This is a genomic window from Halococcus morrhuae DSM 1307 (assembly GCF_000336695.1).
In the GTDB taxonomy this organism is placed as follows: Archaea; Halobacteriota; Halobacteria; order Halobacteriales; family Halococcaceae; genus Halococcus; species Halococcus morrhuae.
Window position 1 is genome coordinate 107,338 of the sequence record NZ_AOMC01000054.1, and the last position, 15,613, is coordinate 122,950.

16 protein-coding genes are annotated in these 15,613 nt (G+C 65.2%); 8 read left to right on the top strand and 8 right to left on the bottom strand.

Annotated features, from left to right (window positions below):
* Window positions 1–70: 70 nt before the first annotated feature.
* Window positions 71–400: a hypothetical protein gene (locus tag C448_RS03785; protein WP_004051984.1), complete on the top strand. Its 330-nt coding sequence runs from the start codon at window positions 71–73 to the stop codon at window positions 398–400.
* Here the strand turns inward: C448_RS03785 and C448_RS03790 are convergent.
* The 3 genes from C448_RS03790 to C448_RS03800 are packed head-to-tail and all read right to left on the bottom strand — an operon-like array spanning window position 381 to window position 3,261.
* A complete protein-coding gene (locus C448_RS03790) occupies window positions 381–713 on the bottom strand; it encodes a DUF7126 family protein (RefSeq protein ID WP_004051985.1) in 333 nt (110 codons plus the stop codon). The two genes, C448_RS03785 and C448_RS03790, sit on opposite strands and share 20 nt — an antisense overlap.
* Window positions 710–1,627: a glutamine-hydrolyzing GMP synthase gene (gene guaA, locus C448_RS03795; RefSeq protein ID WP_004051986.1), complete on the bottom strand. Its 918-nt coding sequence runs from the start codon at window positions 1,625–1,627 to the stop codon at window positions 710–712. Before guaA ends, C448_RS03790 begins: the two co-directional genes overlap by 4 nt.
* Window positions 1,627–3,261 carry a CTP synthase gene (locus C448_RS03800; RefSeq protein WP_004051987.1) on the bottom strand — a complete coding sequence of 545 codons (1,635 nt, stop codon included), beginning with the start codon at window positions 3,259–3,261 and terminating at the stop codon, window positions 1,627–1,629. The genes guaA and C448_RS03800 overlap by 1 nt, the downstream gene beginning before the upstream one ends.
* 281 nt (window positions 3,262–3,542) lie before the next feature.
* Between C448_RS03800 and C448_RS03805 the strand changes: the two genes are divergently transcribed.
* Together C448_RS03805 and C448_RS03810 are read left to right on the top strand one after the other, a co-directional pair.
* Window positions 3,543–4,061 carry a winged helix-turn-helix domain-containing protein gene (locus tag C448_RS03805; RefSeq protein WP_004051988.1) on the top strand — a complete coding sequence of 173 codons (519 nt, stop codon included), beginning with the start codon at window positions 3,543–3,545 and terminating at the stop codon, window positions 4,059–4,061.
* The gene (locus tag C448_RS03810; protein WP_004051989.1) at window positions 4,058–4,564 is read left to right on the top strand and encodes a hypothetical protein; all 507 of its coding nucleotides are present in this window, start codon (window positions 4,058–4,060) and stop codon (window positions 4,562–4,564) included. The genes C448_RS03805 and C448_RS03810 overlap by 4 nt, the downstream gene beginning before the upstream one ends.
* 57 nt (window positions 4,565–4,621) lie before the next feature.
* Here C448_RS03810 and C448_RS03815 read toward each other — a convergent pair whose 3' ends face one another.
* Window positions 4,622–5,221 carry an alpha/beta hydrolase gene (locus C448_RS03815; RefSeq protein ID WP_004051990.1) on the bottom strand — a complete coding sequence of 200 codons (600 nt, stop codon included), beginning with the start codon at window positions 5,219–5,221 and terminating at the stop codon, window positions 4,622–4,624.
* A gap of 54 nt (window positions 5,222–5,275) precedes the next feature.
* Between C448_RS03815 and C448_RS03820 the strand changes: the two genes are divergently transcribed.
* A complete protein-coding gene (locus tag C448_RS03820) occupies window positions 5,276–6,148 on the top strand; it encodes a PspA/IM30 family protein (RefSeq protein ID WP_004051991.1) in 873 nt (290 codons plus the stop codon).
* Window position 6,149: 1 nt separating this feature from the next.
* Here the strand turns inward: C448_RS03820 and C448_RS03825 are convergent, their stop codons facing one another.
* Window positions 6,150–6,617, bottom strand: coding sequence for a deoxyuridine 5'-triphosphate nucleotidohydrolase (locus C448_RS03825; protein WP_004051992.1), 468 nt, complete (start codon window positions 6,615–6,617; stop codon window positions 6,150–6,152).
* 387 nt (window positions 6,618–7,004) lie between these two features.
* On the opposite strand from C448_RS03825, the gene C448_RS03830 reads away from it, so the two are divergent.
* Window positions 7,005–8,978 carry an aconitate hydratase gene (locus tag C448_RS03830; protein ID WP_004051993.1) on the top strand — a complete coding sequence of 658 codons (1,974 nt, stop codon included), beginning with the start codon at window positions 7,005–7,007 and terminating at the stop codon, window positions 8,976–8,978.
* A gap of 358 nt (window positions 8,979–9,336) precedes the next feature.
* Window positions 9,337–9,717 carry a DUF6276 family protein gene (locus C448_RS03835; RefSeq protein ID WP_004051994.1) on the top strand — a complete coding sequence of 127 codons (381 nt, stop codon included), beginning with the start codon at window positions 9,337–9,339 and terminating at the stop codon, window positions 9,715–9,717.
* Here C448_RS03835 and C448_RS03840 read toward each other — a convergent pair.
* Window positions 9,714–10,694, bottom strand: a complete 981-nt coding sequence (locus C448_RS03840; protein WP_004051995.1) for a TackOD1 domain-containing metal-binding protein — start codon at window positions 10,692–10,694, stop codon at window positions 9,714–9,716. The genes C448_RS03835 and C448_RS03840 overlap by 4 nt on opposite strands.
* A gap of 161 nt (window positions 10,695–10,855) precedes the next feature.
* Window positions 10,856–12,103: a peptide chain release factor aRF-1 gene (gene prf1, locus C448_RS03845; protein ID WP_004051996.1), complete on the bottom strand. Its 1,248-nt coding sequence runs from the start codon at window positions 12,101–12,103 to the stop codon at window positions 10,856–10,858.
* Between the two features lie 91 nt (window positions 12,104–12,194).
* Here prf1 and C448_RS03850 point away from each other — a divergent pair, with 91 nt between their 5' ends.
* Window positions 12,195–13,040 (top strand): MinD/ParA family ATP-binding protein, encoded by an 846-nt coding sequence (locus C448_RS03850; protein ID WP_239640515.1) that lies wholly within the window; start codon window positions 12,195–12,197, stop codon window positions 13,038–13,040.
* Between the two features lie 67 nt (window positions 13,041–13,107).
* Window positions 13,108–13,722 (top strand): DsbA family oxidoreductase, encoded by a 615-nt coding sequence (locus C448_RS03855; protein WP_004051998.1) that lies wholly within the window; start codon window positions 13,108–13,110, stop codon window positions 13,720–13,722.
* A gap of 29 nt (window positions 13,723–13,751) precedes the next feature.
* Here the strand turns inward: C448_RS03855 and argS are convergent, their stop codons facing one another.
* A complete protein-coding gene (gene argS / locus C448_RS03860; protein ID WP_004051999.1) occupies window positions 13,752–15,500 on the bottom strand; it encodes an arginine--tRNA ligase in 1,749 nt (582 codons plus the stop codon).
* Window positions 15,501–15,613: the final 113 nt, after the last annotated feature.

Consider the following 15,613-nt stretch of genomic DNA (forward strand, 5'->3'; position numbering starts at 1 on the left):
CAACTGCGGCAGGGAATCCTCGCCCTTCAGGGCGGGGAGGATGTCAACGATCCAGGTGCTACGGTCTCGCATGACTGACGGCAACGAACTCCCTGATGGCTGGGAGCAACCCGACACCGACGCACAGGCCGGCCAGTACAATCCACAGCAGCCGATCCGCTACGAGCGTGACGGAATCGAGGTTCACATCCAGCCGGCGACGAACACCGCCGACACGGACCAGGACGTCTGGCGGCTCAACGTCGTCGACGAGGACCGCGAGATGACCGAACCGGTTCGCGAGGGGATCGATGGTCGCGACAGCGCGATCGACATCGCCCGCGAGTTCATGGAGACCTACAACGAGCGCTGTGTCGACGGGAACGAGAGCGCCGCGGACGTCATCGCGTCGTTCCGGTGAGCTCCTCGGCGACCGTTTCGGGATCGAAGAGTGCGGGATCGAGCAGCAGGTCGGCCTGGCCCTTGGCGAACTCGGGTAACGACTCGCGCGTGTAGACGACGACGTGGAGCTCGCCGGCGCGGTCGACGGCGACCGGGATCGAGGTCGCCTGGCCGACATCGGTGAGCACGTACAGTTCGGCCGCGTCGATGCCGGCGTCTTCGAGCGCTGACCCGTCGGCGATACCGTCGATGCGTGTCACGTCGAACCCCTCCGCTTCGAGCGCGTCGCCGAGTCCTTCGGGATCAGGGCCGACGAAAACGGCCGTGCTCATTCGTATTCGATCGTCGCGGGTGGTTTGTGCGTGACGTCGTAGACGACCCGGGAGACGTTCTCCAGCGAGCCGGTGATCCGGCTCTGGAGGCGCTGGAGCGTCGCCCAATCGAGTTCCTGGGCGCGGGCGGTCATCCCGTCGCGCGACTCGACCGCACGGACCGAGACGACCCAGCCGTGGACGCGGTTGTCACCTTTCACGCCCGTGGCCTTGCCGATGACCGCCGCGAGCGCCTGCCACGGATCGTACTCCTCCAACTCCTCCTCGACGATGTGCGTCGCCTCGCGTGCCACCTGCAGCTTCTCCTCGGTGACTTCGCCGAGCACTCTGACCGCGAGCCCCGGACCGGGGAACGGCATCCGCTCGGCGACCAGCGCGTCGAGGTCGAGCGCGCGGGCGACCTCGCGGACCTCGTCCTTGTAGAGTTCGCGCACGGGCTCGACGATACCCGAGAAGTCGACGACCTCGGGCAGTCCGCCGACGTTGTGATGGGATTTGATTCCACCCTCGCTCTCGATGCGGTCGGGGTAGATCGTGCCCTGTACGAGATACTCCGCGTCGGCCTCGCGCGCCTCGCGCTCGAACTCGCGGATGAACCGCTCGCCGACGATCGCGCGTTTCTCCTCGGGGTCCGTCACTCCCGAGAGCTCGTCGAGGAACCGCTCGTGGGCGTCGACGATCCGGAGTCCCTCCATGTACGAGAAGGTCTCCTCGACCTGTTCGGTCTCGCCTTTACGCATCAGTCCGGTGTCGACGTAGACCGGGGTCAGCTGATCGCCGAGCGCCTCGTAGGCGAGCGCGGCCGCCACCGAGGAGTCGACGCCGCCCGAGAGGGCGATGATGGCGTCCGCATCGCCGACCTGCTCGTCGATCTCGTCGATCGCCTCGTCGATGAACTGCTCTACTTCGACCATCAGGCTTCCACCTCGCTGACCGGCCGCTCGCGCTCGTCGATCGCGGCGTCGAGAAAGCCCACGAAGGGTGGGCTCGCTCGCTGGGGTCGCGAGCGGAACTCGGGATGGAACTGCGTGCCGAAGAAGAACGGATGGTCCGGCAGTTCGAGGATCTCCATCCGGTTGTTCGCCCGGCCCGAAAACTGGAGGCCGGCCGACTCCAGCTCCTCGATGTATTCGGGGTTGACCTCGTAGCGGTGGCGGTGGCGTTCGGTACAGTGCTTGCCGTAGAGATCGGCTGCGAGCGTTCCGTCCTGGATGTCGGTTTCGTGCGCGCCGAGTCGCATCGTCCCGCCGAGATCCTCGACGTCGTACTGTTCGGGCAACAGGCCGATGACCGGGTGGGGCGTCTCGGCCTCCATCTCCGTCGAATGTGCGTCGTCGAGCCCGCAGACGTTTCTGGCGTACTCGATGACGGCCATCTGGAAGCCGAGACAGAGCCCGAGGAAGGGGACGTCGTTCTCGCGGGCGTAGCGCGCGGCGGCGATCTTCTCGGTCGTGCCGCGAGTGCCGAACCCGCCCGGCACGACGATGCCGTCGGCCTCGCGAAGGCGCTGTTCGTGAGTGTTCGCCATCTCCTCGGCGTCGACCCAGAGCACCTCGACATCGGTACTGTGTTCGAGCCCCGCGTGTTTGAGCGCTTCGTGGATCGAGAGGTAGGCGTCTTCAAGCGCGTATTTGCCGACGAGTGCGACGGTGACGGTCCCGGACTGCTCGCGGGTCACGATGTCGCGCCACTGGCTCGCGCGTTCGGCTTTCGGCCGGGCGTCGGCGGCGAGCCCTAACCTGTCCATCACGTACTCGTCGAGCCCCTCCTCTTCGACCACCAGCGGCACGTGGTAGATGTCCTCGACGTCGGGGTTCGAGAAGACCGCGTCGGTCGGCACGTCGCAGAACAGCGCGATCTTCTCCTTCGTGTCGGCGTCGAGTTCGTCCTCACAGCGCCCGACGAGGACGTCCGGCTGCAGCCCGATCGAACGGAGTTCCTTCACGCTGTGCTGGGTCGGTTTGGTCTTCTGCTCACCGTTTTTCGAGTACGGGACGAGGGTGACGTGAGTGAGTAACACGTCCTCATCGCGCTCCTCGTGGGCGAACTGCCGGATGGCCTCGTAGTACGGGCCGCCCTCGATGTCGCCGACCGTGCCGCCGACCTCGATGAGACAGACATCGTGGCCCGCCGCGGCCGCCCGGATCCGGCGCTTGATGTCGTCGGTGATATGGGGGATGATCTGGACCGTCTTCCCGAGATAATCGCCGGCGCGCTCCTTCTCGATGACGTTCTTGTAGAGCTTGCCTGTGGTTATGTTCTGATCGAACGTCATGTCCGCGTCGAGGAACCGTTCGTAGTTGCCGAGATCGAGGTCGACCTCGCCGCCGTCCTTGAGCACGTAGACCTCGCCGTGCTGGTAGGGGTTCATCGTCCCGGCATCGACGTTGAGATAGGGGTCGATCTTGACTGCCGTCACGTCGAATCCGGCGTTTTCGAGCAATCGACCCGTACTCGCGGCCGTGATCCCCTTTCCGAGGCCGCTCATTACACCACCTGTGACGAAAACGAACTTCGGTCCCGAGGCGGGACCCGAATCGGTCGGCATAGCAACGGTGAGCAACCGGTAGGGAAAGACGTTTCGGAGCTACCAACGCGTACCGATTACCTCATCGTTTCCATTCGTCTTCTCCTAGTCCGGCCTTCTTTGTCTATTGCTATGATTCATCATTCCGTTAGATATAAAACATCCGCCACAAGGAGAGTATAAAAAATATACAGGACGAAACTGGATTTCGTTATTCATTGTTCTGACAGAATGCCTGATCGACTTGAGAAACTCTGTTTTTCTCAGAAAATCATTTGTGTCTTGGCGTCGTAGAGTACACGATGACCGAGCAAGAGGGGTGGGACGACGTCAACGAGCACGTCCGCGAACAGTGGACCGACGAGACGACGCCGTTCGAGCGGGTGTACGAGGTCGTCGAGACCACCCGCGAGGGAGCGTCGGCAGCGACCATCGCCGAGCGCGCGCTCGTGAGCGAACCCACTGCGCGGCGTCACTGCAAAGCGCTCGTGAACACGGGCTTCGCAGCGACTGACCAGAACGGCCGGACGACCCTCTACAAGCGCGACGAGGACCAGGTGCTGCTGAGTCGGATCCACGATCTCCGCGAGCGGGCCGACCGCGAGGAACTGCTCGACGGGATCGAACGGATGAAGACGACGATCCACGAGTACGAGGACGCCCACGACACGATCTCTCCGGAGGAACTCGCTCGCCAGCTTTCGGGCGCGGATACCGAGGGTTGGGCGGACGTCACGTCGTGGAAGACCACCCGCCGGAACCTCGCCGTCGCCCAGGCGGCGCTCGCCTACGACGAGGCCAGCGAGCAGCTCACCACATGACTGAGTCGGACCGGACTGGCGAGTTCGGTGCGATCTCCCTTCCGGCGCTCAGACGGATCCGCAATCTCTGGGTGGAGCTGGAACCGCCGGTGACCGACACCGGCTACGACGACCCGATCGACCCCACCGAACTCTCCATCGAACTCGCCGATGGTTTCGACGATGCCGACACCGCAAGGTTCGATATCCAGTGGAGCGAACTCGACAACTACTCGTTCCATTACGTCGACAGCGACGGCGTGAACTGGCGGTTCGATCGCCATCCCAACACCCACTCCCCCGAAGCACACTTTCACCCTCCGCCGGACTCTTCGGAGTCCGGCGAGGATCGCCTCGATTCACTCGGCTCACCACCACCGAAGACCCCGACCGCTGCCGCCGAACCCTCCTGTATCCGCGTCGAAGAAGTGTCGCTTGTGACTCGTGCAGTCATCGTGATGTGGCGTGCGGCCTACGAGAGCGGCGACTGCGATCGACTCAACAGCTCGTCGAACCCGCCGTAACCACTGCGGACGGTCTGGTCGCCGCGAGACTGCCGACGAGTCATCGAGTTCCGTGCGTCACCACTGTCCGTCGAAGAACGCCGCGACCCGCTCGGCCACCTTTTCGGACTGGCCGACGAAGAAGTGGTCGGCCGGCAGTTCGACCACCCTGATCCCGTTCTCGCGGGCGCGCTCGACGACCGGTTCCCAGTCGGCAGTCGAATCGCGTTCGGCGGCGAGAACTCTCGCAGGGCTCTCGATCTCGTCGAGTGCGGCCACCGCGTCTGCGTCCGCGGCCATTGCCTCGCCGCTGTCGGGTGCGAGCGCACACACCGCCCACACCTCGCTGTCGGCAGCCGCACACAGCGCCATCGTCGCGCCGAAACTGAACCCGAACAATCCCACTCGGGCGAACCGCCCACACGCCCAGCAGATGGCGTTTTTCACGTCTTCCTGTTCGGCCCGACCTTCGTCCCACGCGCCGTAATCGAAGCGGAGGCAGGCGATCCCTCTCTCGCCGAGTGCGTCGCTCACGGCCGTGAGTCGCCGATCCGAACGCGTGCCGCCCTGCTGGGGATGTGGCGGGCAGGCGACGACGATCGCGTCCGACTCGCGTGGCTCGTCCGGTTCGTCGAGCGTGCCACGGACGTCCCGGCCGCCGGGTAGTACGACGTCCATCGCTCGCCGTTGCGGTGGTAGGTGTTTTAAGATAGCGGCCCACTAGGAGCCGTCATGGGAATCCTCTCGCGCGCGTCGTACGTCATCCGGTCGCGGTTGAACGCCATCCTCGGGAGTGCCGAGGACCCGAGCGAACAGCTCGACTACTCCTACGAGCAGCTCCGTGACCAGCTCCAGGACGTCAAAAGCGGCATCGCCGATCTCACGACCCAGAAGAAGCGCCTCGAAATCCAGAAGCGCCGACTCGAAGAGAACGTCGAGAAACACAACGAACAGGCCCGTGAGGCGGTCCGACAGGACCGCGATGACCTCGCCCGTCAGGCCTTGGAGAAGAAAAAGCAGAAGATGACACAGATGGAGGATCTGGAGGGCCAGATCGCCGATCTTCAGGACACGCAGGATCAGCTCGTCGAGAAGAAAAACACCCTGCAGAGCCGGATCGAGGAGTTCCGCACCCAGAAGGAGACGATGAAGGCACGCTACGAGGCCGCCGAGGCGAGCACCCGCGTCTCGGAGGCGATGACGGGTGCGGGCGACGAGATGGAGGACGTCGGCCGCTCGATCGAGCGCGCCAACGAGCGCACCGAGGACATGGAGGCGCGCGCCGAGGCGATGGACGAACTCGAACAGTCGGGAGCCTTCGAGGATGCGCTCTCGGACAAGGACAGCATCGATCGCGAACTCGACTCGCTCAGCACCGACAGCGAGGTCGACGCCGAGCTCGAAACCCTCCAGGCCGAGATGGGCGAGGGGTCGACCACCGACGAATCGACGAGCGATGCCGCGAGCGAACCAGCCGACGAGAGCGCCGACACCGAGACGAGCGAGGCGAGCGCCGCCGACGGCGGGGCCGACACCGGCGAGAACGGAACGGACCCGGCGGTCGAGGCCGAGCTCGAAGAGCTACAGAACGAATCCGACAGCTGAGCTACGCGATGTTTTCTCTCTGGTAGTCGCCGTCGTAGGTGCCGTCGTGATCGGCGTCGGCGAGCACGAACTGCGCGATCCGTGCGCCGCGCTCGATCTCGATCTCGTGGTGGACCTCCAGAAGTCCTTCGCCACGACCCTCGTAGCCGGCATCCCAGACGGCCGTATGGAGCATACACGAGTTCCGCATGAGCGACGAACGCGGATAGATGAACCCCACGTGATCGTCGGGTACCCGGATCGTCTCGGCGTAGCGGGCGACGTAGCCGCCCGGTGTGAGTGTGTAGCAGTTCGACTCGTCCGTGTCGAGTTCCCGGCGCTCGCCGACCGTCTTGCCCTCGACGCCGATACGCCCGGCGTTCTGTTGTTCGAACACGGCATCGAGGGTGAGATCGACGCCGTTTGGCTGGACCTGCTCGTCCGTCACGGGCGCGAGCTGTGCGGCGACGAACGCCCCGCTCTCGTACATACCTGCGCTTTTCGGTCGCGAGTAAAGACGTATCGAAGCAGTTCGTGTCGATCTCTCGAAATGGACGAACGGACGTGATGCGTGGAACGATTCTCAGGAGTCGACTCCACCATCGCCGCGCATCCGACACAAATGAGAACCCGCTACCGCACCGCCACCGCCCACATACCTCCCCAACCGATTCGCTCGCTCCCGACGGTCGCTCACTCATCCCTCGCACGAGTCGTGCGCTTCGCGCACTCCCGCGCGCCACCGCCCCCCACTCTGGACGAATCTCCGATTCGCCGTTCTCGCCCACCCGCAATGGCAACATTTGCACCAAGTATGGTGGTCTTTCGTGCCAAACGCGCGGGGTTTATACCGATGGGTGGCCGAGTGTCCGACGCTATGGGAACAACGCTGACGGAGAAGATCCTCGACGATCATCTGGTCGAGGGGGAGCTCGAAACCGGTGAGGAGATCGGTATCGACATCGACCAGGTGCTCACGCAGGACACCACTGGCACGCTCGTCTGGCTCCAGTTCGAGGCGCTCGGCCTCGACGAGGTCCAGACCGAACTCGCCGCCCAGTACTGCGACCACCAGACCTACCAGTTCGACTTCAAGAACAGCGACGACCACCGCTTCCTCCGTTCGGCCGCCGGCACCTTCGGCGCACACTTCTCGCGCCCCGGCAACGGCATCTGCCACCAGGTCCACAAGGAGCGGTTCGCCGCCCCCGGCAAGACGATGCTCGGCAGCGACTCACACACCCCGACCCCGGGCGGGATGGGCGAGCTCGCCATCGGCTCGGGTGGACTGGACGTCGCCGTCGCGATGGGCGGCGGTCCCTACTACATCGAGATGCCCGAGGTCGTCAACGTTCACCTGGAGGGTGAACTCCCCGAGTGGGCGACCGCCAAGGACGTCATCCTCCACCTGCTCGGCGAGCTCTCCGTGAAGGGCGGCGTCGGCAAGGTGCTCGAATACACCGGCCCCGGTGTCGCGAACCTCTCGGTGCCCGAGCGAACGACGATCACCAACATGGGCACCGAACTGGGTGCCACGACCTCGATCTTCCCGACCGACGACCGAACTCACGAGTTCCTCTCGCGACTCGGCCGCGAGGACGAACACATCGAGATCGGCCCGGACGACGACGCCGAGTACGACGACCAGATCGAGGTCGACCTGAGCGAGATCGAGCCGCTCATCGCCACGCCGTCGATGCCCGACAACGTCGTGCCCGTCGACGAGGTCGCCGGCGAGGACGTCGATCAGGTCATCATCGGCTCGTGTACCAACGGTGCCTACGAGGACATCTTGCCCGGCGCGAAGATGCTCGAAGGCCGCGAGATCGACAAGCGCACCGAGATGATCGTCGCGCCCGGCTCGAAACAGGCCTCCGAACTGCTCGCCCGCGAGGGGTGGAGTGCCGAGATGATGGCCGCCGGCGTCAACTTCTCCGAGGCGACCTGTGGTGCCTGCATCGGCATCGGCCACGTGCCCGCCTCCGACTCGGTGAGTCTCCGAACCTTCAACCGGAACTTCGAGGGCCGCTCGGGCATCGAGGACGACTCGGTCTATCTCTGCTCGCCGGAGGTCGCCACGGCCTCGGCGCTCGCCGGCGAGATCGTCGACCCGCGCGACCTCGCCGAGGAACTCGGTGACCTCGAGGACCCCGGCTTCGAGATGGCCGACACCTACGACGGCTCGACGGCTGACCTCATCGCCCCCGACGAGTCCGTCGACGACGGGCTCGTGAAAGGGCCGAACATCAGCGACGTGCCCCTGAAGGACCCGCTCGACGCTCACCTCGAAGGCTCGGCGCTGCTCAAGATGGGCGACAACATCACGACCGACCACATCATCCCTGCCACGCAGGACATCCTGATGTACCGGTCGAACATCCCCAAACTGAGCGAGTTCACGCTCTCGCGCGTCGACGACGAGTTCGCACAGCGCGCACTCGACGCCGACGGCGGCTTCCTCGTCGCCGGCGAGAACTACGGTCAGGGCTCCTCGCGCGAGCACGCCGCTCTCTGCCCGATGTATCTCGGCGTCGAGGGCGTCCTCGCACAGAGCTTCGCCCGCATCCACAAGGCGAACCTCTTCAACTTCGGCCTCCTGCCCCTGGAGATCGACGCCGACGCACAGGAGAACATCGCGGAAGGCGACGACATCGAGATCGTCGACGACGTCGAAGAGGCCGTCCGCTCCGGCCAGGAAGAGTTCACGGTCCGCGTGAACGACGACTGGGAAACCACCGGTCTGCTCGACGCCTCCGAACGCGAGCGCGAGATCCTCGCCGACGGTGGCAAGCTGCCCCACACCAAAGCACAGCAGGGCGGCTCCGGCGGCGCGGCCCCGGCTGACGACTAGAAACCCACTTTTTTAGACGGGGGCATCGCGCGCCTGCGGCGCGCTCAACCCCCGTCCAAAAACCTGGACTAAAAACACCCGTTCGCTCCCTGCGGTCGCTCACGGTGAACCGCGCTCACTGCTCACGGCTCACTGTGTTCGCCGTTCGCTTTCGAGGCTCTCCCTTCGGTCGAGCCTCGCTACGTTCGCGCGGATGCTGATCCCTTCCGCACAGCGACTGCACAGCACCGCAGAAGCCCTCGCTCGCTCCGCTCGCTCGCCCTTCATCCACCAGGGACCGCACCGCAAACCGCCGCCGCGGCCGCCGGCCGCACCCGCCGCCGGGCAGGCTTTTCACGATGGATCGCTTGCGCCGGGTATGGACTGTCCCGACTGCGGGGCCGCCACGGTGACGTTCGCGGTTCCCGACGGACTCGACGAATTCGACGAGCCTGCGGCCGCGCTCTGCACGCGCTGTCTCGCGCTTCACTCTGTCCAGGAAAGCGATCCGAACCCTGACTTCACGGCCGTGAGCGACGCGTTCCCGACCGGCGCGGCGGCGGTGCCGATGGCGCTCGCGGTCGGGCTGCTCGATTCGCTCGTGCTCCACCGCGAGACCGTCGAGATGCTACTCGAACGGGTTGAGCAGGCCGGTACGGACCCGCTGCTCGTCATCGATAGACTGGCAAACGATCCGACGCTCGATCCGAAAACCGACCTCGCGACGCGTCGCCGACAGGTGGCGCAGTTGCGCGATTAGGGCTGTCTGACCGCCGAGGCGATGCGCTGGACCAGTGACGGCGAGGTACGCTTCCCCTCGGTGATCTGGTAGTCGTTGCTGAGGCTCCCCTCGGTGTCGGCGCTGAGAATCCGCATGTCGGCCCCTTCGGCGATCGAGACGACGTCCTTCTCGACGGAGCCGAGCGTCGTCACGAGATACGGCCGTGCGTCGACGGCGGCCGCGACATCGCGCAGCTGGGATGCGGCCTCCCGTCCGGGACGTTCGTGGATCGCCGCCACGACGCGGCTGTCGAGCAGTTCGTCCTCGCCGTAGACGTGGACGGGCTGATCGCCCCGGTCGGTGGTCACGGTCGTGTTCGCGCGCGCGTCGAACCCGCGCTCTTCGAGCGTCTCGACCATCGACTCGCGAGCGGCGATCTGTGCCTCCACCCAACGGATCCCTTCGTCGGTCAGCGCGTACCGACAGAGCACGCGCTCGGTCGCGTCGCCCGGCGTGTAGATGTCGCCGCAGTCACGACAGCGCAGCCCGTGTTCGGGTTGTTCGGCGTACGAGCCACAATCCTGGCAGACGTGGCGATGGCCGCTCTCGATCTCGTCGAGCGAGTCGAGATGGGCTTCGCAGTCGGGACAGACGTACTCGTCGGGGCCGGCCTCGAACGCCTCGCGGGCGGCAATGTGACCACACGAGAGGTGCTCGAACAGTTCGGTCTCGACGGTGTGAGCCGAGCCGCAGCTCGGACAGGCGGTGGTGTAGGCCATCCCCTCGGCCCCGCAGCCGGGGCAGAGATACACCTTCTCCTCGAACGTCTTGCCCAGAACCCCGCGTTTGGCGAGCGATTCGAGCAGTTCGAAGGCGTTCGGATCGCCCGCATCGAGGCGCATTTCGGCGTCGGGATAGCTCACCCCGCCCGTCTCCGTATCGATCGTCGGTTCGTACTCGGCCTGCGAGCCATCCGCGAGCGCCGTGAGCGCCGTGAGTGTACCGGGCGAGACCATTGTCGCTACCAATCACTGCGTCGCCGACGGTATATAGTTCCTTCCACGCCGGACGCTGCCGTTCATATTGTTCGATAGGAATGATCAATGACTTTGTGTACGAAATCCGCCCGTCGTAGTGGGGAATTCCGGAGTTCGGTTCCGCTTTCCGTCAGAACGTATCAGACGCCCGTCGAGTATCGCAGGATACCGGCGATGCCACCGAAGGCGTCGAGCAGCTGCTCGCCCTTTTCGAAATCCGAGGAGATGAACCGCGTCTCGGTGCCGCGCTGTTCGGCGATCGAGATGAGATGGTCGATGACGTCCTCGCGCTCGACCTCGACGGGCTCGCTCCCACACTGCTCGCAGGTGTGATCGGGCGTCTCGGCCCGCTGACCGACCAGTTCGTGGTCGGTGTGGCTCTCCGGACAGTCGTAGCTCACCACGTCCTCGCGGAGGTCCTCGGAGATGAGCAGGCGATCGACCGAGCCGAGGACGAGGTTCTCGCGGGTGGGGCCGAACCCGTAGGTGGCGAGGTCGCCGCCGTGGAGTTCGGCGAAGAACTCCTCCATCTCCGCCTTGTCCTGCATCACCTCCTGATCGGCGAGCGCGTCGCTCGCGGAATCGACGAGATCCGACAGTCCGGATTCGTCCGTGTAGGCGACGTCGAACTTCCCGATCACCTTGTCCTGCAGCTCGTGATGGAGGTAGTCGCCGTCGAGGAACTCGTCCTTGGTCGGTGAGGGACCCCCGACCAGAATGCCGTCGATCTCGTGGCGCTCAGGCACCATCAGGTCGTCCGCCATCCCCGCGACCTCTTGATAGAAATTGTCGATGGCCTCCAAGCGAAGGCGGGCGAACCGCTGGGCGGACTGACCACCCTTTCGCTGCTTGCCGGGCACCAGCGAACTCGCGGACTTGACGGGTTCGATGCGCTTGCCCCGGAGCCAGCCCACGTTCGCCTCCCGTCGATCGAGCACCACCAGTCCGAACAGCCCCTGATCGGCGAGCATCTCTTCGAGGGGTTCGGTGACGAACTCCGACGAGCAGCGATAGAGCGAGGACTGGATCGGCTGTGGCGGGTCTTCGAGCACTCTGGTGACCATCTCGGTGCGACCGCCGCCGGTGTCGATCGCGCCGCTGAACACCGCCATGCCGTTCTCGGGCGGGAAGGTGTCGTAGTAACGCAGCCGGTCCTTGATCGATTTCAGCGCGTCCTGGACGTTGGTCCGTGTCTGCTTCGATTTGATGTTCGAGGCTTCGGAATACTCCTCGTTGACGTGGGCGACGACGCTCGATATCTGCTCTTCGGGCGTGATATAGATACTCACCAGCTGAGTGCCCGACCCCTCGTGTTCCTTCAGGTCCTCGATGACTCGTCGGAACTCGTATTTCTTCCGGTCCGACTGTTCGGTTTGCGAGGTACTCATTGAGGTATACTACCGCCCTCGCTGGTAAGTACCCTTTGACAGCCCCGATTGCGCGGGCAGTTTTATGTGGCTGCTCGTGGATAGCACGGCCATGAGCGGCCACGTCTATGCGGTGGCGGGCGGCAAGGGCGGCGTCGGCAAGACCACCTCCGCGATCAACCTCGGCGCGGCGCTGCGCGCGGCGGGCCACGACACGGTCGTCGTCGATGCCGACCTCGCGATGGCGAACCTCGGTGCGATGGTCGATATTCTCTCCGGGCCGACGCTCCACGACGTGCTCGCCGGCGAGGCCGCCCTCCACGAGGCGCTCGTCTGGCTGCCCGAGGACGGACCGCCGACGCGCTCGCCGCCTGACGAAGGACCACATCTCGTCGCCGTTCCCGGATCGCGTTCGCTCGACGCGTTCGCCGCTGCCGATCCCGACGGACTGGGTGGCGTGTTGCGCTCGCTCGCCGACGCGGCCGATTTCGTGCTCTGTGACACCGGTGCGGGGCTGAGCCACGACAATACTGTGCCGCTCGGCGTCGCCGACGGCGTGGTCGTCGTGACGACGCCCGATCCCGTGGCCGTCGCCGATGCGCGAAAGACGATCGACTTCGCCGCCCGCGCCGGTGGGACGATCGTCGGCGCGGCCGTGACCCACGCCGGCGAGGAGACCGACGTCTCGGCGCTCGCCGACGAGCTCGGTATCGAGATGCTGGCGGTCGTGCCCGAGACCGATGTCGCCGGCGACGAACCGCTCGTCGAGGTCGCCCCCGAGAGCTACGCCGCCGACGCCTACGAGCGCCTCGCGGCCACGCTTGCCGACCGCGGCGATCCCAGTACAGGAGAGTTCGCCGATAGCGATCTCGTGAGTCGGTCGACAGAACCCGAAACGGACGATGCGACCGTGGTTGAGCGACTCTCGGGCGTGTTCGATCGGAGCGAAAACGACTGAGCTGTCGGTGGCGACGACCACTCGGATCGGCCCGGGAATCTTATACCACGGCGATCGTACACCACCCATGAGCGAGCACCCGACGACGATCCGCGAGTACGCCGACTACGCCTGCCCGTTCTGTTATCTCAGCCATCGTTCCCTCGACGAGTATCGGCAAACGCGGGACGAACCGCTGGTCGTCGATTGGCGACCCTACGATCTCCGGAGCGATAGCCGCGACGCGGACGGCGATATCGAGGGTGAGATCGGCTATCCGGAGCAGGTCGAACAGCGCATCGAGCAGTTGCGAGCGGAGCACGACGCAAACGAGATGCTCACTCCCGACATGGTCCCGAAGGTCGATTCGCGCGACGCACAGCTGGTGTCGCTATCCGTCAAAAACGACCACCCCGACCAGTGGATGGCTCTCAATGGGGCGCTGTTCACAGCGCTGTGGGAGGATGGCCGCGACATCAGCGACGAGGACGTGCTGGTCGACGTGGCGTCGGATGTCGGCGTGGATGACGACGCCGTTCGCGACGTCCTCGCCGACGACGAGTATCGGGGGCGACTCGCCGAGCAGTTCGCCGACGCACGTCACAACGGCGTCACGGACGTCCCGACGTTCGTCGCTGACGGCCGCACCGAGACGGGGTTCCTTTCCGCTGACGAACTCGACGCGTTCGTTCACGACGAATAGTATTCCGGACTTCTCGATGGAACCCTGTACTACATCGACTCGGGTGCGGCGACGCCGAGCAGGCCGAGCGCGTTCGCGACCGTTCGCCGTGCGGCGGCCACGAGCGCGAGGCGTGCGTCCCTGATCTCCCCGTCGGCCGAGAGCACGGGACACTCGCGATAGAAGGCGTTGAACGCCTCGGCGAACGTGCGTGTGTAGGTGGCGACGACGTGCGGAGCGAGCTCGTCGGCCGCGCGCTCGACGACCGCCGGGAACCGGGCGATCACTTCCAGAAGCTCGCGTTCCTCAGCGGTCGTGAGTTCGCTTGCATCGACGGTTGCGGGAACGTCGTCGATTCCTTCGGCCTCGCTGAGAATCCCGCAGGTCCGCGCATGGACGTACTGGACGTACGGCGCGCTCTGGGCCTCGAAATCGAGCGCGCGCTCCCACTCGAAGGTAATCGATTTTGCGGGCTGTTTCGCCACGATGTCGTAGCGTACCGCGCCGATCCCCACCTGGCGAGCGATGCGCGCCACGTCCTCCTCGTCGAGTTCGTCGTCGCGGATCCGCGAGTCGAGCCGGGATTCGACCTCCTCGCGGGCGCGCTCGATCGATTCGTCGAGCAGATCGTCGAGATCGACGCCGGTGCCCTCGCGGGTGCTCATCCCGCCCTCGGGGAGGTTGATCCAGGAGTAGTAGACCGAGTCCAGTTTGTCGGTGTCGTTGCCGAGAATCGAGAGTGTCTCGCGGAGCTGTTCGGCCTGAAGTTTGTGATCCTCTCCCAATACAGTAACGGCGCGATCGAAGTTGTCGAACTTCCACTCGTGATGGGCCAGATCGCGCGTCGTGTAGAGACTGGTCCCGTCCGAGCGGAGGAAGACGAGGTTCTTCTCGAAGCTCGGCAGTTCGAGCTGCCAGGCTTCCTCCTCGTAGACCGCGTATTCGGTGTCCTTGAGTCGCGCGACGAGGTCATCCGTCGAGCCATCGCGGATGAACCGGGTCTCCTTGACGAACTCGTCGAAGTCCACGGGCAGGCGCGCGAGCGACTCGCGCATTCCCGAGAGCACGCCGTCGACGACCGCTTCGACCCGCTCGTAGGTCGCCTCGTCGCCCGCTTCGAGCCCTTCCAGGATCGCACTGATCTCGTCCTCGGCGTTCGCACGCTCGCTCTCGCTGGCGTTTTCCAGATACTCGTTGCCCTTGCGGTAGTAGCGCACGAGGTCGTAGTCGCCGCGCCCGCGTTCGGGTTCGGGCAGGTCGCTCTCGTCGAAGCTCTCGTAGGCCCACGTGAACACGGCCATCTGCCGGCCGGCGTCGTTGACGTAGTAGTGGCGCGAGACGTCGTAGCCGGCGAAGTCGAGCACGTTCGCGATTGCGTCGCCGACGATGGGGTTGCGCGCCCGGCCGACGTGGACAGGACCAGTGGGGTTCGCGCTCGTGTGTTCGACGACGACCGTCTCGTCCTTTTCGTCGAGCCGGCCGAACCCCTCGTTGCCGGCCGCCTGCAGGGTATCGTCGTAGTAGGTCTGCGAGGGGTGGAAGTTGATGTACGGCCCGGATTGCGAGACCGATTCGATGTAGTCGTACTCGGTGGGATCGATCTCGGCGGCGAGCTCGCCGGCGATCCGTGGCGGCGGTGCACCGATCTCGGAAGCTAACCGGAAGGCCACGCTGGAGGCGAGCACGGCATCGACGGATTCTGGCGGATTCTCGATCCCGGGGTCGGTCGGTTCGACGTCGAGCGCCGAGAGCGCGTCCGACAGCGCCGCCGCGACGTCGGCGCGAAACGAGAGGAACATACCTCCGCTTCCGTGGCTCCCACTAAATGCATGTTGGGTTCAAGCGGGACAGGTTCGGAAGCGATCGATCGCTTCCAAAAGCCGAGGGGTTTTCGGTCGTCGACCCGTTCGTT